The organism is Rhodococcus sp. NJ-530 (assembly GCF_003860625.1).
Lineage (GTDB): Bacteria > Actinomycetota > Actinomycetes > Mycobacteriales > Mycobacteriaceae > Rhodococcus_F > Rhodococcus_F qingshengii.
The window spans coordinates 1,491,908-1,508,411 of the sequence record NZ_CP034152.1; the positions used below are offsets into that span (position 1 = coordinate 1,491,908).

Genomic DNA, 16,504 nt, shown 5'->3' on the forward strand with positions numbered 1-16,504 from the left:
TCATGGAATCCCGGCACGTGGTCGACACGGACGGCGTACGTCTTCACGTCGATGTCGGTGGGGCAGGGGCGGACGTTCTGGTTCTCTCCGGCGGCCCGGGATGCGTTCACTATCTTGCTCACGACGAGCTGGTTCCGGAAGGAATGCGCGCGTGGTGCCCTGAGCCACGCGGAGTCGGCCGGTCCGGTGGCGGCGCTCATACGATGGCGCAGGCCGTTGCGGACCTCGAACTCGTCCGCCGCACGTTCGAGATCGACAGCTGGGTCGTGCTGGGGCACTCGTGGGGATCCGACTTGGCGGTGCGGTACGCACTCGACTGTCCGGAATCGGTGTCCGGCGTCGTCGGCATCGCGGGGCACGGCCTCCACAAGGACCGGACATGGTCGAAGCAGTACGAAGCGGGAATCGAGCCGGACCCGCAGATACCTTGGGAACCTGTTGTCTGGCAATCGCTTCAAGAATCGTTCATCGAATGGATCCATGAACCACAGCTGTTTCGGCGGTTGGCCGACTCACCAGTGCCCATGACATTTCTCGCGGCGGCCGACGACATTCGCCCGTCGTGGCCGTTGCAGCAACTGGCCGAGCTCGTGCCTAACGGTAGTTTCGAGGTCGTCGACGGTGTCGCGCACAACTTCTGGCAGTCTCACCCGCTCCTGTGGAGGAAGATCGTCACCGAGGCTTGTGCGGCGCACTCTCGGCTCTCCTGATTTCCACCAGGATCCGCTCCGCGACGGTCTGGTATCCCAGGCTCCGATTGACGGTCAGCATCGGGTGATTCTCCGCGTTCACCGTTGTGTAAATCTTTCGCACGGAGGGAAATTCAGCTGCCAATACAGACGCTTGTTGCTCCTTGACCCACTGAGCGAGACCGTGCCCGCGGTGCTGGGGAAGTACCACGGTGTCGTGCTGCGATGCGTGGGTGCTGTCATGTTCGTCCACCGTCACCACTGTCGCTGCGGCTACTTCGCCGACGCCGTCGTCGACCGCGCAGCACACCAGGAGGACTTGAGAGCCGTCCGTCATCTTCTGTTCCCACGATCTGACCTCGTCGGCTCCCCAATTACGTTCGGGTATCTGCAGTTCGGCGCCCGGCGCGTCGAGGAGTCGGTTCAATGCCTCCGAGAAGGAGTGGACCAGCTCGTCCGGGGTTCGGTTGCGCCAACTGACGATTCGATAGCCGGGGCGGGTGCTGTGTGCGGTGGGAGGGCTGAGGTGCTGAACCTGGTTGGCCAACCGAAGCAACACGCGGTGACCGTCGAACGATCGCAGGAAATGCTCGGCTGCGCTTCCGACGAGCGCCGTCACTCTGATTCTTCGCACGCCGAACCCGGCGATGTCGACTTCGACGAGTTCGGCAAGCGCTCGTCCTACCCCTCGTCGCTGCGCGTGGGGTGTCACGTACATCCGAAACTCTGCGAGATCGGCTTCGGCCGAGTTGCGTCGTGCCTGGGCGATGCCGAGGACCTCGTCGGTGCCGGCGTCGCGTGCAATCCAACGCCGTACATCGGCCGAATTGTCCTCGGCCTCGATCATTTCCATCAGCGCAGTCGCTGTCGGCGCAGTCCCGGACAGGTGACGCTGGCCTTCGGCGAACACCTCACACCACTGATGAAGAACAGTTGCTGTCGCTCCGGACGGTACGAACTCGGCTACAACTACGCGGCTCACCCATGTGACGATACCGACCTGCCCACCCTGAGTTGGAATCACGCGAACCCTAACCCTGTCGGACTGCGGCGGCAGTTGCCAGCATTCAAGCATGTCTGATTCTCCGCGCCAACTGAGCCTCAACGCGTTCATCCACCCCGCCGGTCATCACGAAGCGGCGTGGCGTCATCCCTGGACAACCCCGGAACGTCTGTTCGACGTCACGTATTTCCAGGAGATCGCTCGCACTGCTGAGGCGGCGAAGTTCGACGGAATCTTCTTCGCCGACGGTCCCGCGTTGCGCAGCGACGTCGAGCACGGTCCCGCAGGGACATTGGAGCCGATCACCTTGTTGACGGCCATTGCAGTGGCGACCGAGCGAATCGGATTGATCGCGACGGCGTCGACCACGTACTACGAGCCGTACAACCTGGCTCGGCTGTTCGCCTCGCTCGACCACATCTCGAACGGACGCGCGGGGTGGAACATCGTCACCACGGGTACGGATCTGGCGGCAGCCAACTTCGGGCTGGCCAAGCACCCGGATCACGGGGACCGGTATTCGCGCGCAAGGGAATTCGTCGACGCGGTGGTGCGGTTGTGGGACAGCTGGGAGGACGACGCGATCAGTCTGGACCGGGAGAACGGAATCTACGCGGACAGAAACAAGATTCACGAGATCAACTACGTCGGGCGGCATCTGCGGGTGCGGGGACCGTTCAACGCACCGCGAACTCCGCAGGGATACCCGGTGCTGGTGCAGGCCGGTGCGTCCAACGACGGTCGCGCGTTTGCCGGTCAGTATGCGGAGGCGATCTTCACAGCGCACCAGAGACTTTCCGATGCGCAGGCGTTCTACACCGACATCAAGTCGAGGGCTGCGCAGTTCGGGCGTAACCCCGACCACGTCAAGATCCTGCCCGGAATCAGCCCGTTCATCGGTGACACCGAGGAGCAGGCCAAGGCGCTCGAGCGAGAATTCAACGAGTTGACCTCGCCGGAGTACGGCCTCGCGCAACTCGGTGCACTCACCGGGGCCGATGTTCGGAATCTGGAACTGGATGCACCGGTTCCTGTCGAATTGTTCGCGGCTGCAGGGGATGTCACCGACAACAAGCAAAGCAGATTGCAGGTGATCGCCGGCATCGTCGAGCGCGAGCGTCCGACGGTTCGTGGCCTCCTTCATCGATTGGCGGGTGCGCGCGGGCACCGGGTGTTTGCCGGAACCGCCGAGCAAGTAGCCGACACGATCGAGGAGTGGTTCACCAGCGGTGCTGCTGACGGCTTCAACGTCATGCCGCCGTACTACCCGGGTGGACTCGAGATCTTCACCGAGCGTGTGGTCCCGATCCTGCAGGATCGCGGTCTGTTCCGGACCGAATACTCGGGTACGACCCTTCGTGATCATTTCGGTTTGCCGAGGCCTGAGAGCCAGTTCTCGGGTAGTGCCTCTGCAGTGCAGTAGGCCCGCCCACTGCTGTCGATAATGACAATGGTTACCATTAAGGAATGAAGCAGCTACCGGTAACCGTGCTGTCCGGATTTCTGGGCGCAGGCAAGACCACACTCCTCAACCACATTCTCGCCAATCGCGATGGCCGGAGGGTCGCCGTCATCGTCAACGACATGAGCGAGATCAACATCGACGCGGCCCTCGTCGCGGGCCAGGGTCATCTCGACCGCACGGAAGAGAAGTTGGTCGAGCTGACCAACGGATGCATCTGCTGCACGCTGCGTGAGGATCTGATCGACGCCGTCGGCGCTCTCGCGCGAGAAGGACGGTTCGATCAGTTGGTGATCGAGTCCACCGGCATCTCCGAACCGATGCCGGTGGCGGCCACCTTCGACTGGGAATTCGAGGACGGTTTCAGCCTCGGCTCGCTCGCGAAGCTCGACACCATGGTGACCGTGGTGGACGCGTCGACCTTCCTCGGCGAACTGGCAAAAGGCGAACGACTGGACGAGCGCAACCTCGAAGCCGGGGAGGGGGACGGACGCAGCATCTCCGATCTCCTGGTCGATCAGGTGGAGTTCGCCGACGTCATCTTGCTGAACAAAACCGACCTGGTGAGCCCGCGGGCGGCAGGAACCGTCGAGGCAACGCTTCGTAGGCTCAACCCCACCGCTCAACTGATTCGAACAGATCACGGCAACGTCACCCTCGACCGTGTCCTCGAAACCGGTCTCTACAACCCGGAACTTGCTGCGCAGGTACCCGGTTGGGACGAGGAACTGGCCGGTGGGCACACCCCGGAAACCGAGGAATACGGAATACGCAGCGTCACATACCGCGCCTCGCGACCCTTTCATCCGGCGCGACTCGAGGCCGCGCTCGGTCAGTTCGCCGGACTCCTGCGGAGCAAGGGATTCTGCTGGATCGCCAGTCGGCCCGAGTTCGCCGCGATCTGGTCGCAGGCAGGCCCCAACCTCGTCATCGAACCGGCTCAGCTGTGGGCGTCGGCGGCGGAGGTGCCAGGGCAGGAGATCGTGTTCATCGGAGTGAAACTGGACCCGGCGGCGCCGTCACGAATCCTCGATCCGGCTCTGCTGACCGATGACGAACTACGCGAAGGACCGCGGGCATGGACTCGCTACGAGGACCCGCTGCCGGCGTGGGACCAGGGACACCTGCACTGAGCAGTCAGCTTCTAGTCGAGGACTTCTTCGACCTCGACGTCTTCGGCCGGTCGGGCCATCTCCTTGCGGTACTGCCAGATTCCCAGCGCAGTACCGATGACCAAGCTGACCATCATCACGATCAGCACGGCGGGCAGCAACCACGGCACGCGATCGAGGAACGAGCCACCGTAGAAACCGAGCAGCAGGAGCACGGGCGCCCAGATGATCGCGCCGATGGTGCTCGCGATGGTGTAGCGCGTGTGGTTCATCTTGGCTGCGCCCGCGACCATCGGGCACAGGGTGCGCACCCACGGAACCCAGCGAGCAATCAGGACCGCCCAGAACCCGTGTTTTTCCAACAGGATGTTCACGCGGTGCAGGTTCTTCTCGGTGAAGTATTTGCCGCCCTTACGGGCTTTGATGTGATTGCCGGTCCGGTGGCCGATGACGTACCCGACCTGGTTGCCGGCAATGGCCGCGATCATCGCACCGACAGACAACGCCCACACGTGGCCCGCGCCGGATTCGTGGCCGGCAAGAACGATTCCGGCTGTGATCAGAAGCGAATCACCGGGGAGAAACAACCCGAGGATGATCGCGCACTCGATGAAGACGAACGTGACGACGATGATCCAGACCAACAGAGGCCCGGCAGTCTCGAGCGGGGAGAAACTGCCGGATGCGAGCGTCATCGTCGTCAGTTCTTCGCCTCGTTCTGCAATCAGGGGGTGGGGTCTTCGGGGACTGTCACCGTCGAATTGTCCGTAGTGGAAGTATTCGCCGTTTCACCACGTCTCGACGCCAGAATTCGCTTCCCGATTTCGAAGACGATCGGCAGAACCGACACCAGGACGATCAAGATGAAGATGTAGTCGACATTGTCGCGGATGAATTCGATCTGCCCCAGGAGGTAGCCGAGCAAAGTCACGCCGGCACCCCACAGGATGCCGCCGACGATGTTGTACGTCAGGAACAGTGAGTACTTCATCTTCGAAGCGCCGGCGACAACCGGAGCAAAAGTACGCACGATCGGCACGAACCGAGCCAGGATAATGGTGATCGGGCCGTGCTTTTCGAAGAAGGCGTGTGACTCGTCGATGTACTTCTTCTTGAAGAACCGCGCGTCGTCCGTCTTGAACAGGGCAGTTCCGCCCTTGGCGCCGATGTAGAACCCGACTTGGTCACCCAGAATCGCGGCGATCGGAATGGTCACCAGGAGCACCCACAGCGGCGCGAACGGTTCGATCTCGGTGGACTTGGACGCCGCGATCAGCCCTGCGGTGAAGAGGAGCGAATCGCCGGGCAAGAGCGGAAACAGCAGGCCTGATTCGATGAAGACCACCAGAAGCAATCCCACCAGAACCCACGTTCCGAAGGAATTCAAGAGGTTCACGGGATCGAGGAAGCCGGGCAGCAAGGCCAGGTTCGTCACGGATTCAGTTGCTGCCTGCACATTCACGGTGGCCAGAGTACCGGCCGAATCTGAGTGTTTCCCACCACCGCAGGTCATCGCGTCGGTGGCGGCGGGCCGAGACCGCAAAGAGACGTGACGAGTCGGACTTGCCATACTGCTAGGACCACACGAAGCGCTTTCACATCGCCGAGCGCTCCGAACGACACGTATATGGAGGACTCCCGCCGTGCCTATCGCAACTCCCGAGGTCTATGCCGAGATGCTTGGTCGGGCCAAGGAGCATTCCTTTGCCTTCCCCGCCATCAACTGTGTCGGCTCCGAATCCATCAACGCAGCCATCAAGGGCTTCGCGGACGCCGGCAGTGACGGCATCATCCAGTTCTCGACGGGCGGCGCCGAGTTCGGTTCCGGTTTGGGTGTCAAGGACATGGTCACCGGCGCTGTTGCGCTCGCCGAGTTCGCACACGTGATCGCGGCAAAGTACGACGTCACCATCGCGCTGCACACCGATCACTGCCCGAAGGACAAGCTGGACACCTACGTGCGTCCGCTGCTCGCGATCTCGCAGGAGCGCGTCGACGCCGGTCGTAACCCGCTGTTCCAGTCGCACATGTGGGACGGCTCGGCTATCCCGATCGACGAGAACCTGGCCATCGCCAAGGAACTGCTCGCCCTCTCGAAGGCTGCACGCATCATCCTCGAGGTCGAGATCGGTGTCGTCGGCGGTGAAGAAGACGGCGTCGAAGCCGAGATCAACGACAAGCTCTACACCTCGAGCGAAGACTTCGAGAAGACGGTCGATGCTCTGGGCATCGGCGAACAGGGCAAGTACCTCCTTGCCGCCACCTTCGGCAACGTCCACGGCGTCTACAAGCCGGGCAACGTCAAGCTCAAGCCCGAGGTTCTCGAAGAGGGCCAGAAGGTCGCCGCTGCCAAGCTCGGCCTGGCTTCCGGTTCGCAGCCCTTCGACTTCGTCTTCCACGGTGGATCGGGATCGTTGAAGTCGGAGATCGAGGACTCGCTGAACTTCGGCGTCGTCAAGATGAACGTCGACACCGACACCCAGTACGCGTTCTCCCGTCCGATCGCCGGACACTTCTTCACCAACTACGACGGCGTCCTCAAGGTCGACGGCGAGGTCGGAAACAAGAAGGCATACGACCCGCGCAGCTACCTCAAGAAGGCCGAAGCCGGCATGACGGCTCGCGTCGTCGAGGCGTGCAACGACCTGAAGTCGGCCGGACGCTCGGTGTCGGCAGGCTGATCGGTTTCACAACTGCGCTTCACAGAACAAAATGCGCGCCGGCGAAATTCTCCCCGGCGCGCATTTTCTGTTCAGGTACCTACTTGCTGGGATCGCAGACCTTCCACGTGCCGTCCTGGCGCTCGAGGTCGAACGTGCGCCACGACTGCTCGCCCGTGCTCGGCAAACTTGCCTGGACCTGAGCGATCGCGGTGTCGTCGGTGATGCGCACCGCGTCGACGGCTCCGACCTGCGGGATCGTCTTCTGCGCGACGGCATTGTCGTGGACCTGCGCGAACGCTGCGTCGGGAATGGTGCGGTAGTACTCGCCCAACGCCCCACAGGTCGACGTTCGCAGTGTTGCCAGATCGCCGGTCTGCAGAGCGTCGACGTACGTCGAGATGGCGGTCTGGACCTGAGCTTCGGGTGAGCTTTCACCGCTACCGCTGTTGGACGAGACGAATACGGCGACGCCGATCGCCGCGAGGACGGCGACGCCGGCCGCTGCTGCCGCGATGTACCAGCCCTTGCCGCTGCGCTTGGTCTTCTCCGGCGCGGCGGGCTCGATGCGAGTCGGCATCGGCTGAGCCGGCGGTGGGGTCGCTGCGACACCCACACGTTGAGGCGCGGCGCGCTGCTGCGGTTGAGGCGCAGCGCGCTGCGGTGGTGGTGGGGTCGGAGCCTGCCGGGGTGGTGGTGGTGGTGTCGGCTGCGCGGCTTTCGGAATCGCGACGGTGGCGGGCTCCGGCTTGGGCTGGGGTGTCGGTGCTGCTGTGGGTGCCTGAGTTGCCTTGGGGATCGCGACGGTTGGTGCGCTGGCAGCTTTGGCGTCGCCGTCCGCTTTCGAGGCCTTGTCTGTCTTCTGGATCGCCACAGTCGCAGGTTCGGTCGGGGCCGACTTCTCGGGCGCACCCTTCGGTGCTGCGCTCTTTTTCGAGTTGTCGTCTTTCGAGTCCGGCACGGGTAACCCTTCGGTCTTATGCAGCAATGACCATGTCAGGGTAACGACCGGTATGTAGCCTGCATAACTCCGACCGTCGGCGAGGCGGTCCTGTGGCAGAAAGGCGTAGCGGGCACAATGAGCGCATGACCCAATTCGGTGACCTGCTCGGACCCAAGCCCACTCTGCTTCCCGGCGACGACGACGCGGAATCGGCACTGCTCAACCACGCTGAACCGGCCCAGGTAGCGGCCGACCACCCCACTGCCTCCATTGCGTGGGCCTACCTGGCCGAGGCTGCCCTGGACAAGGGCGAAACCATCACGGCCTACGCCTACGCGCGTACCGGATACCACCGCGGACTGGACCAACTGCGTCGCAACGGTTGGAAGGGTTTCGGTCCCGTGCCCTACAGCCATGAACCGAACCGTGGTTTCCTGCGTTGCGTCGCAGTCCTGGCCAAGGCCGCGAAGACGATCGGCGAAGCCGACGAGTACGCGCGTTGCCTCGATCTGCTCGAAGACTGCGATCCCAACGCCGCCGAAGCGCTTGGCCTCGGTTAGCAGTTTCCGTCCGAGCCGGGCCGGCATCAAGGACCGGGCTCGCAAATCGGTGCGTCGGCTTCAGACGTCGGCGCTACCGATCATTCAATGTGCCTTGGCGGCCGGATTGGCGTGGTGGGTTGCCACCACGGTGATCGGGCACCACGCGCCGTTCTTCGCGCCGATTGCCGCTGTGGTCTCGCTCGGTCTGTCGTTGGGTGCACGACTACGACGCTCGTTCGAGTTGGTTGCGGGAGTCACGGTCGGTATCGGAATCGGTGATCTGATCATCTCCGGTATCGGGAGCGGACCGTGGCAGATCAGTTTGGTTGTCGTGCTGGCGATGTCCGTCGCGGTGCTTCTCAACAGCGGGCCGATCTTCTCCATGCAGGCGGGAAACTCGGCTGTGCTGGTGGCGACGCTGATCCCGCCGGGCGGCAGCGGCGGTCCCGATCGCATGATCGATGCCCTTGTCGGTGGTCTGGTGGGTATCGCGGTGGTCGCGATCATCCCCACCCACCCGGTACGACGCGCGCGCAAGGATGCTGCATCAATCCTCGGAACAGCTTCCGAGGTACTGCAATTGGTGGCAGACGGCCTCGTCGCGAATGACCCGGACCCGATCGTGAAGGCACTGCAGAAGGCGCGCGCAACTCAGGGTGCCATCGACGGGTTGCGCAGTAACCTTCTCGGCGGGAGGGAGATCAGCCGAATCTCCCCGCTGTACTGGAACAGTCGGCCTCGCCTCGAAAGGCTCATGGCGACAGCCGATCCCATCGACAACGCGATGCGCAACATTCGAGTGCTCGCGCGTCGTTCGTTGACGTTGGTCAGGGACGACGAGATCCTCGATCCGCGTCTGGTGGCTCAGGTCGAGCGCTTGTCGAAAGCCGTCGAAGTTCTCGAGGACATGATCCTGGCGGAGCCGGGGGAGCAGCCTGATCAGGCCGAAGCAGCGCGCGTCCTGCGCTCGGTGGCGAAGGAACTGAAACCGGCGATAGTGGAGAACGCAGGCCTGTCCTCGACGGTGGTGTTCGCCCAGATTCGATCGCTGGTCGTCGACCTGTTGCAGGTCGCGGGCATGAAGCGAATCTCGTCGATCGCCACTCTGCCGCCCACCGTGCCTCATCCCGCCTACGAGCCGGATCACTGACCTCTGCCGTTTCCCGCTCACTGAGCAACTCGTTGTATGTATGCGAATGTATGCATATGCTCTGAGAAGGACTTGGGAGGGAACAGGACAAATGGGAGCAGGGCACGGTCATTCACATGGCCACTCGGCAGCAGATTCGGTCGGCGTAGGACCGTCACCGCAACGCATCAGAAAAATGGCGATCGCGCTTGCGATCCTCGTTGCGTTCCTCGTGCTCGAGGCCACGGTCGGCATCCTGATCAACTCGTTGGCTCTGCTTGCCGACGCCGGTCACATGCTCACAGACGTGGTGGGTATGGCCATGGGACTGACGGCGCTGCTGCTCGCGAAGAGGGGCAGCACCACCGCGGCCAGGACCTTCGGTTGGCACCGCGCCGAAGTGCTGACCGCCATGGCCAATGCGGTGATGCTGCTGGCCGTCGCCGCCTGGGTCTTCTACGAGGCAATCGGCCGCATCGGTAACGAACCCGAGATCCCGGGCGGCGCCCTGATCATCACGGCGGCCGCCGGCCTGGCCGCGAACATCGTCGTGATGCTGATGCTGCGCGGCGATTCCAAGGACAGCCTGGCCGTGCGTGGCGCCTACCTCGAAGTGCTTGCCGACGCCGTCGGTAGCGTCGGCGTTCTGATCGCCGGTGGCCTTGTCCTGCTGTTCAACTGGACGTGGGCAGACGTCGTCGTCGGTGTTCTCATCTCGCTGTGGGTGGTGCCGCGTGCGATCAAACTGGCCGCAGCATCGCTGCGCATTCTGACGCAGGCGTCGCCGGCCGACGTCGACGTCGAAGCGGTCGAGGCCGACCTGGCGGCGCTGCCGAGCGTGATGGGTGTCCACGACCTACATGTCTGGACTCTCACCACCGGCATGGATGTCGCCACGGTCCACCTGACCAGTGACGCGAATTCGTCGAATGTTCTGGAATCCGCGCGCACCGTCCTCGAGAGTCACGGTCTTTCCCACGCCACCGTCCAGGTGGAATCGTGTGCCAACGGAGAGCACTGCGAGAAGAACGTCACTTGGTGAAGCGGGTGATATCCTTGCCCGGCTTCCAGAGGTCGACATACATGTGTTCGTCGTCGACAGTCGTGTGCACCACCTCGTCGATGTCGAGGACAAAGAGGTGCAGAGGCTTCGGAACCTCGTAGGTGTAGCTTGCGAGCACGGCTTCGAACTCGTCGCCGGTCACCTCGCGTGCGATTCCGGCGATCTTCGCGTCACCGCCCTCCATGGTGTGTTCGCCGGGATTGCTGTGGAGGGCGTAGCGCCCGTCACGGATGAGGTCCTTCGCCTTGAGTGCGCCGAACATCGAACCGAGCACCAGACGCCCGTCGAGGATTTCGACTTCGGTGCCGCTGACCCGTGGTGAACCGTCCTTGCGCAGCGTTGCGAGGACGTGATGCTTGTGGGCTTTGAATCGTGCTTGGACCGCGTCGGCAAGAGCGGGTACTTCTTCGGAGAACTGCTTCCAGGTGACCATGACGGTCATTGTGCACCCCTATTCCTGACAACTTCTGTCAGTGATTCTCGGTAATGTTCGGTCCATGAGATCCGCGCGGTTACTCCAACTCATGCTGCGTTTGCAGGGGAGTCGCGGCGTCGTCGCCGAGCAGTTGGCCGACGAGTTCGGTGTGTCAGTGCGGACGATCTACCGCGACGTGGCCTCGTTGTCGGCTGCCGGTGTGCCGATCTGGACCGAGAGCGGCCCCGGTGGTGGCATCCGTCTGCTCGACGGATGGCAGTCCAAGTTGTCCGGCATGACGGACGACGAGACGTCCGCACTCATGCTGTTGGGTGTGCCGTCCATCGCTGCAGATCTCGGACGATCAGACGCCGTCGGTTCGGCGGGGGCCAAACTGCTCCGCTCCCTGCCCGGTCCCCTGCGCGAGAGTGCACGACTGTGGCAGGACCGCATTCTCGTGGACGTTCCGGGTTGGTTCGGCGGCGTCGACGACATCTCTGCGCTTCCGATCGTCACATCCGCTGTGCTGGACTCGCGTCGACTGCGCTTCGCCTATCGCGATCGCGAGCGGACGGTCGATCCGCTGGGTCTGGTCATCAAAGCCGGTGTTTGGTATCTGGTGGCGGGGATGAACGGTCGAACGCTGTCGTTTCGAGTCGGGCGCATCAAAAATGCCGTGGTAGAAGATGATTCGTTCACTCGGCCGGTGGATTTCGACCTGCCGTCGTGGTGGGCGGCGTCGATGGCCGAGTTCGACCGGTCGCTGCTTCGCTTCGAGTGTCGGGTGCGGTTGTCGCCCGAGGGGAGGCGCAGGCTCCCCGATGTGGTGGGCGAGCTTGCCGCTGCAGTCGAAGTGGGGCCAGAGGACTACGACGGATGGGTCAGTGCCGAGCTGAAACTCGAGAGCGAAGCTGTCGCGCTCTCGCAGCTGATCGGGCTGGGAGCCGACGTCGAGGTGCTCGAACCCTCGTCTTTGCGTGAAGGGATACGCACCGTGGCGGAGCAGATGGTGCTCCGCCACGGGCACGACAGCTAAGCCGTCGCAGAACGCTTTGCGAGCATGCGGGTGATACCCAGTTGAGCGGCGACGATAACGGCGCCAACCACCAGGCCCAGTGCTGCCGAGGCAAGTGTGTTGACGATCCACGCCAGCACGCCACCGACTCCGGCGATGTCACTGACTGCTTCTTCGCCGTGATGAACGGCGTCGTAGAGCGGGTGGAAGCCCAGTTCGTCGATGCCGACCAACAGGATGTGGCCACCGACCCACAGCATCGCGGCGGTACCCACGACCGAGAGCACTGACATCACGTGAGGCATGCCGCGAACGAGGCCTCGGCCGACCTTGTGGGTGAAGCCAGACGACGTCTCGGCGATCTTCAATCCGATGTCGTCCATCTTCACGATCAGTCCGACGACGCCGTAGACGACCACGGTGATGACGACCGCCACGACGGCAAGGATCACCAATCGGCTCCAGAAGCCTTCGCCTGCGATGGTGTTGAGTGCGATCACCATGATCTCGGCGGACAGGATCAGGTCGGTGCGGACGGCGCCCGAAACCACTGCTTCTTCGTCGCGAGGATGCTCGTCAGCGGCCTCGTGGTGGTCACCGTGGCCGAAGATTGCACCCCAGATCTTGTGAACCGCTTCGTAGCTGAGGTAACAGCCGCCGACCATCAACAGCGGCGTCAGCAGCCAGGGGAGGAACTGACTCAGCAGCAGAGCGATCGGAAGGATGATCAGCAGCTTGTTGCGCAACGATCCGATGGCGATGCGCTTGATGATGGGCAACTCGCGTTCGGCTGCGAGCCCACGGACGTACTGCGGCGTGACGGCTGCGTCGTCGATGACCACGCCGGCCGCTTTGGCGGTCGCCTTACCGGTTGCGGCGGCAACGTCGTCGATCGAGGCGGCAGCCATGCGAGCCAGGGCTGCGACGTCGTCGAGCAGGGCGAAGAGTCCGCCGGCCATCACAGACCTCCAGTGGAATCAGTGGAAAAAGGTGGCCGGACCGAACCGGTGACGCAGTTACTTGATCGCACGAGGTCTCTATCCATGATCGTCGTAGGTGAGGTCAGGTCACCTGGAACGATACCGGGGGCATCCGTCAGGGACGACCTCGCGAGGTCGGTTGCCCTTCGTCACGAAAGGTCTTCCCGACCCGGTGCCCGCGTGTAAGACTGCACAGAAGATCGATCGAAACGGGGCACTATGCGTGAACCAGACACTGCACAGGTCGCCAAGACTTTCGACGCAATGGCGGCGCACTACGACCGACAGATCGGGCGCTTCGAACGCTTTGTGCTCGGTGACGCCCGGAAATGGGCCGTGGACCAGGCGCATGGCCGCGTGGTCGAGATCGCCGTGGGTACCGGACTGAACCTGCCTCTCTACGGAGACGACGTCGATTACGTCATCGGCGTGGACATCTCGACTGCGATGCTCGATCAGGCCAGGCTCAAGGTCTCCGAGGGAGTGAAGACCGAAGTCGACCTACGACTCGGAGACGTGCAAGCACTCGATGTTCCCGACGAGTGCGTGGACACGTTGGTCTCGACCTACGCCTTTTGCACGATCCCCGATCCGGACCGAGTTGCGAACGAAGCATTTCGAGTCCTGGTACCCGGTGGTCGATTCGTCCTCGCCGAGCACGGACCGAGCAAGAACGTTGTTGCTCGTACGTTGATGAAGGTCGTCGAACCGCTTTTTGTTCGGTTCGGTGCCGATCATCTCACCCGTGAACCGGTTGAATACCTCGAAAACGCCGGTTTCCTGATCGACGAGGTGCAGCGCAGCGGCCGGGGCGGAATCGTGTTTCGGGTCGTTGCGCGCAAGCCGGATCCCGAATGGACGGCACTCGGTCACTGATGTCGGAATGCCGTCCATCGGGGATTGCTCAGCCCAGGCGCTCCAGGATGGTCGCGTTGGCCAACCCACCTGCCTCACACATGGTCTGGAGTCCGTAGCGCGCGCCGCGCTGCTCCATCGCGTTGACCAGGGTGGTCATGATCCGCGTTCCGCTGCCGCCCAGTGGGTGGCCGAGCGCGATGGCGCCGCCGTGGACGTTGACCTTGGACAGGTCGACGCCGGTGTCCGCTGCCCACGAGAGGACCACTGGGGCAAAGGCCTCGTTGACCTCGAACAGATCTATGTCCGAGACCGTCAATCCCGCACGGGCCAGGACCTTCTGCGTAGCCGGGATGACCGCGGTGAGCATGTAGAGCGGATCGTCGCCGGCAACTGCGAAGCTGTGCAATCGTGCCTTCGGGGTGAGGCCGAGTTTCGCGGCGATCTCACTGGTCGTGATCATCACCGCCGAACTGCCGTCCGAAAGCGGGCTGCTGTTGCCCGCGGTGATGGACCAGTCGATCTGTGGGAATCGCTGTGCGTAGTAGTCGGATTCGAAGGCGGTCCGTAGGCCGGCCAGGGTCTCGACCGTGGTGCCGGGGCGGATGGCCTCGTCGACCGACAGCTGCGGGAGCGTGGCGAGTTCCTTGGTGAAGTAACCACTCTCGGTTGCCAGCGCGGCTTTCCGATGGCTCGACGCCGAGAACTCGTCGAGTTGGGTGCGGCTCAGTCCCCACTTGGCGGCGATCAATTCGGCGCTGATGCCCTGCGGTACCAGACCGTCCGGATAGCGCTCTTCGAAACCCACGCCGAGTGATTCGCGCCCGATGCTGCTCGAGCCCATAGGGACTCGGCTCATCGACTCGACTCCGGCAGCGACAACGATGTCGTACGCACCGGCAATGACGCCCTGAGCGGCAAAATGAACTGCTTGTTGGCTACTTCCACACTGTCGGTCGACGGTGGTTCCCGGTACCGACTCAGGGTAGCCTGCGGCGAGAAGGGCAGTGCGAGTGACATTCTGGCTCTGTTCACCGACTTGGCTTACCGCTCCACCGATGACGTCGTCGATCAATGCTGCATCGATTCCAGTGCGTTCGACTACCGCCTTGAGGCTGTGGGCGAGGAGGTCGACGGCGTTGATGCCGTGCAGGGCGCCGTTCGCCTTTCCCTTGCCGATCGGAGTGCGAACGGCTTCGACGATAACTGCGTCTCTCATGACAAATTCCTTTCAGGGATGGCGGATTCAGCAGGGACAACCGGGGTGGGTGTGGTCGCAGGCGTCATTCCCAGTGATGCCAGGGCAGACACAAGCGCGACGGCAAAGATCACCCACCAGGCCTGGCGGAAGGTGTCGTAGTCGACAGCAGAGCCGAGAACCGCGATCAGAACGCTCACGCCGAGAACGGTTCCGATCTGTCGGCTCATGCTGACGATTGCGCTACCGGTGGCCGATCTGGCAGGTGCCAGATCCGCCGTGGCCTGCGACAGAATGGTCGGCAGGGCAAGACCGACACCGATCCCGGCGATGATCCAGCCTGGTAGGAGTCCGGTCGCGTAGTTGGGCGTCGTATCAACCGAGACGAGAACGAGTACGGTTCCGACTGCCCACAGAAGGCTGCCGAGTGCGGCGACGCGTCCCGCCGAGTACCTGCGCGTCAGCGATCCGCCGGCGATGGCGAACAGCGGAACGAGAAGTGGACCCGGTGAGACGGCGAAACCGGTTCGCAGAGCCGAGTATCCCCAGGCTTCCTGGAGCCACAGGATGTTCGAGAGAAGACCCGCGGCGAATGCTGCGCTGAACAGGATGGCGGTGACGTTGGACCAGGCAAACGAGCGGATCTTCAGAAGATCCGGAGCAATCAACGGAGTCCGGTGACGAGAGTTGCTCCACCAGAACGAGAGTAGTGTCACGGCGGCCACGGCGAAGGCGATCAGAACGCGATTGTCGGTCCATCCCCAGTCCGGACCCTGGACGAGTGCCAGGGCGAGAGAGCCGATTCCGACGGTGAGGAGGGCAGCGCCGACGAAGTCGATACCGGCATCGGGGTCCTTGTGTGTTGTATCCGGTACGAGTCGGACTGCGAAGTAGAGCAACACGATGCCCACTGGAACATTGATCAGGAAGACCCAGCGCCACGAGGCCTCTACGAGGATGCCGCCCACGACAGGGCCGAATGCAGCTGCTGCAGCGCCGGCGGCTGCCCAGATGCGAACGCCGGATTGACGTTTCGCGGCGGGAAGCGCATTGATCAGAAGCCCGAGGCTGGCCGGGGTGAGCGCAGCGGCGCCGACTGCCTGGACGATACGGAAGGCCACCAGTGCCCACAAGGACGGGCTGAAGGCACAGGCGGCGCTGGCGAGGGTGAACAGTGCGAGGCCGGCGATGAAGGCGCGCTTGTGCCCGATCCTGTCCGCCCAGCGTCCGAGGGGTATCAACAGTGCGGCGTAGACGATCGCGTAGCTGTTGAGGATCCAACTGAACTCGCCGAGCGAGTGACCCGGGTAGCTCTTGGCGATGTCGCCGAAGGCCACGTTGACCACAAAAAGATCGAGGCTGGCGACAAACGGCGCCCCCGACAGTATCGCGAGCAGGGGTCCGGTCCGCACCGGCTGGCTATGAAGTTCCATAGTCA

17 protein-coding genes are annotated in these 16,504 nt (G+C 63.1%); 9 read left to right on the forward strand and 8 right to left on the reverse strand.

Annotated features, from left to right (window positions below):
* Positions 1 to 2 precede the first annotated feature (2 nt).
* Entirely contained in the window at positions 3 to 710 is a 708-nt protein-coding gene (locus EHW12_RS06915) for an alpha/beta hydrolase (protein WP_125050439.1), read from the forward strand.
* On the opposite strand, the gene EHW12_RS06920 is transcribed toward EHW12_RS06915, so the two are convergent.
* Entirely contained in the window at positions 673 to 1,671 is a 999-nt protein-coding gene (locus EHW12_RS06920) for a GNAT family N-acetyltransferase (RefSeq protein WP_241199120.1), read from the reverse strand. The genes EHW12_RS06915 and EHW12_RS06920 overlap by 38 nt on opposite strands.
* A 91-nt stretch (positions 1,672 to 1,762) precedes the next feature.
* On the opposite strand from EHW12_RS06920, the gene EHW12_RS06925 reads away from it, so the two are divergent.
* Together EHW12_RS06925 and EHW12_RS06930 are read left to right on the forward strand one after the other, a co-directional pair.
* Entirely contained in the window at positions 1,763 to 3,115 is a 1,353-nt protein-coding gene (locus EHW12_RS06925; RefSeq protein WP_058038543.1) for an LLM class flavin-dependent oxidoreductase, read from the forward strand.
* Positions 3,116 to 3,159: 44 nt separating this feature from the next.
* Positions 3,160 to 4,287, forward strand: a complete 1,128-nt coding sequence (locus tag EHW12_RS06930; RefSeq protein ID WP_073513556.1) for a GTP-binding protein — start codon at positions 3,160 to 3,162, stop codon at positions 4,285 to 4,287.
* 11 nt (positions 4,288 to 4,298) lie between these two features.
* Here EHW12_RS06930 and EHW12_RS06935 read toward each other — a convergent pair whose 3' ends face one another.
* Both EHW12_RS06935 and EHW12_RS06940 read right to left on the reverse strand, forming a co-directional pair.
* Positions 4,299 to 4,961, reverse strand: coding sequence for a DedA family protein (locus EHW12_RS06935; protein WP_003944306.1), 663 nt, complete (start codon positions 4,959 to 4,961; stop codon positions 4,299 to 4,301).
* Between the two features lie 29 nt (positions 4,962 to 4,990).
* The gene (locus EHW12_RS06940) at positions 4,991 to 5,728 is read right to left on the reverse strand and encodes a VTT domain-containing protein (protein ID WP_003944390.1); all 738 of its coding nucleotides are present in this window, start codon (positions 5,726 to 5,728) and stop codon (positions 4,991 to 4,993) included.
* 181 nt (positions 5,729 to 5,909) lie between these two features.
* Here EHW12_RS06940 and fbaA point away from each other — a divergent pair, with 181 nt between their 5' ends.
* Positions 5,910 to 6,947: a class II fructose-bisphosphate aldolase gene (gene fbaA, locus EHW12_RS06945; protein WP_007726777.1), complete on the forward strand. Its 1,038-nt coding sequence runs from the start codon at positions 5,910 to 5,912 to the stop codon at positions 6,945 to 6,947.
* A 79-nt stretch (positions 6,948 to 7,026) separates the two neighbouring features.
* On the opposite strand, the gene EHW12_RS35810 is transcribed toward fbaA, so the two are convergent.
* Complete coding sequence (locus tag EHW12_RS35810; protein ID WP_125050441.1) at positions 7,027 to 7,887, reverse strand: nuclear transport factor 2 family protein; 861 nt, start codon at positions 7,885 to 7,887, stop codon at positions 7,027 to 7,029.
* Between the two features lie 125 nt (positions 7,888 to 8,012).
* On the opposite strand from EHW12_RS35810, the gene EHW12_RS06955 reads away from it, so the two are divergent.
* From EHW12_RS06955 to EHW12_RS06965, 3 genes are all read left to right on the forward strand, one after another.
* Positions 8,013 to 8,429, forward strand: a complete 417-nt coding sequence (locus EHW12_RS06955; protein ID WP_007726781.1) for a DUF3151 domain-containing protein — start codon at positions 8,013 to 8,015, stop codon at positions 8,427 to 8,429.
* The gene (locus EHW12_RS06960; RefSeq protein ID WP_003944297.1) at positions 8,416 to 9,561 is read left to right on the forward strand and encodes an FUSC family protein; all 1,146 of its coding nucleotides are present in this window, start codon (positions 8,416 to 8,418) and stop codon (positions 9,559 to 9,561) included. The genes EHW12_RS06955 and EHW12_RS06960 overlap by 14 nt, the downstream gene beginning before the upstream one ends.
* Positions 9,562 to 9,652: 91 nt before the next feature.
* Entirely contained in the window at positions 9,653 to 10,582 is a 930-nt protein-coding gene (locus tag EHW12_RS06965; RefSeq protein ID WP_007726784.1) for a cation diffusion facilitator family transporter, read from the forward strand.
* Here the strand turns inward: EHW12_RS06965 and EHW12_RS06970 are convergent.
* A complete protein-coding gene (locus EHW12_RS06970; RefSeq protein ID WP_039972744.1) occupies positions 10,572 to 11,036 on the reverse strand; it encodes a pyridoxamine 5'-phosphate oxidase family protein in 465 nt (154 codons plus the stop codon). The genes EHW12_RS06965 and EHW12_RS06970 overlap by 11 nt on opposite strands.
* A 64-nt stretch (positions 11,037 to 11,100) precedes the next feature.
* Here EHW12_RS06970 and EHW12_RS06975 point away from each other — a divergent pair, with 64 nt between their 5' ends.
* Positions 11,101 to 12,054, forward strand: a complete 954-nt coding sequence (locus EHW12_RS06975; RefSeq protein WP_125050442.1) for a YafY family protein — start codon at positions 11,101 to 11,103, stop codon at positions 12,052 to 12,054.
* On the opposite strand, the gene EHW12_RS06980 is transcribed toward EHW12_RS06975, so the two are convergent.
* Positions 12,051 to 12,992: a DUF808 domain-containing protein gene (locus EHW12_RS06980; RefSeq protein ID WP_007726787.1), complete on the reverse strand. Its 942-nt coding sequence runs from the start codon at positions 12,990 to 12,992 to the stop codon at positions 12,051 to 12,053. The genes EHW12_RS06975 and EHW12_RS06980 overlap by 4 nt on opposite strands.
* 240 nt (positions 12,993 to 13,232) lie before the next feature.
* On the opposite strand from EHW12_RS06980, the gene EHW12_RS06985 reads away from it, so the two are divergent.
* Positions 13,233 to 13,889: a methyltransferase domain-containing protein gene (locus EHW12_RS06985; RefSeq protein ID WP_042452162.1), complete on the forward strand. Its 657-nt coding sequence runs from the start codon at positions 13,233 to 13,235 to the stop codon at positions 13,887 to 13,889.
* Positions 13,890 to 13,917: 28 nt separating this feature from the next.
* On the opposite strand, the gene EHW12_RS06990 is transcribed toward EHW12_RS06985, so the two are convergent.
* Positions 13,918 to 15,087: a thiolase family protein gene (locus EHW12_RS06990; RefSeq protein ID WP_042452159.1), complete on the reverse strand. Its 1,170-nt coding sequence runs from the start codon at positions 15,085 to 15,087 to the stop codon at positions 13,918 to 13,920.
* Positions 15,084 to 16,499, reverse strand: a complete 1,416-nt coding sequence (locus tag EHW12_RS06995; protein WP_125050443.1) for an MFS transporter — start codon at positions 16,497 to 16,499, stop codon at positions 15,084 to 15,086. Before EHW12_RS06995 ends, EHW12_RS06990 begins: the two co-directional genes overlap by 4 nt.
* Positions 16,500 to 16,504: the final 5 nt, after the last annotated feature.

Excerpts from the sequence above, each read along its gene's own strand:
- EHW12_RS06985 (WP_042452162.1), top strand. The coding sequence starts at position 13,233 with ATGCGTGAACCAGACACTGCACAGGTCGCCAAGACTTTCGACGCAATG.
- EHW12_RS06955 (WP_007726781.1), top strand. The coding sequence starts at position 8,013 with ATGACCCAATTCGGTGACCTGCTCGGACCCAAGCCCACTCTGCTTCCC.
- EHW12_RS06925 (WP_058038543.1), top strand. The coding sequence starts at position 1,763 with ATGTCTGATTCTCCGCGCCAACTGAGCCTCAACGCGTTCATCCACCCC.
- EHW12_RS06965 (WP_007726784.1), top strand. The coding sequence starts at position 9,653 with ATGGGAGCAGGGCACGGTCATTCACATGGCCACTCGGCAGCAGATTCG.
- EHW12_RS06990 (WP_042452159.1), bottom strand. The coding sequence starts at position 15,087 with ATGAGAGACGCAGTTATCGTCGAAGCCGTTCGCACTCCGATCGGCAAG.
- EHW12_RS06975 (WP_125050442.1), top strand. The coding sequence starts at position 11,101 with ATGAGATCCGCGCGGTTACTCCAACTCATGCTGCGTTTGCAGGGGAGT.
- EHW12_RS06935 (WP_003944306.1), bottom strand. The coding sequence starts at position 4,961 with ATGACGCTCGCATCCGGCAGTTTCTCCCCGCTCGAGACTGCCGGGCCT.
- EHW12_RS06995 (WP_125050443.1), bottom strand. The coding sequence starts at position 16,499 with ATGGAACTTCATAGCCAGCCGGTGCGGACCGGACCCCTGCTCGCGATA.
- EHW12_RS06930 (WP_073513556.1), top strand. The coding sequence starts at position 3,160 with ATGAAGCAGCTACCGGTAACCGTGCTGTCCGGATTTCTGGGCGCAGGC.
- EHW12_RS06970 (WP_039972744.1), bottom strand. The coding sequence starts at position 11,036 with ATGGTCACCTGGAAGCAGTTCTCCGAAGAAGTACCCGCTCTTGCCGAC.
- EHW12_RS06915 (WP_125050439.1), top strand. The coding sequence starts at position 3 with ATGGAATCCCGGCACGTGGTCGACACGGACGGCGTACGTCTTCACGTC.
- EHW12_RS06980 (WP_007726787.1), bottom strand. The coding sequence starts at position 12,992 with ATGGCCGGCGGACTCTTCGCCCTGCTCGACGACGTCGCAGCCCTGGCT.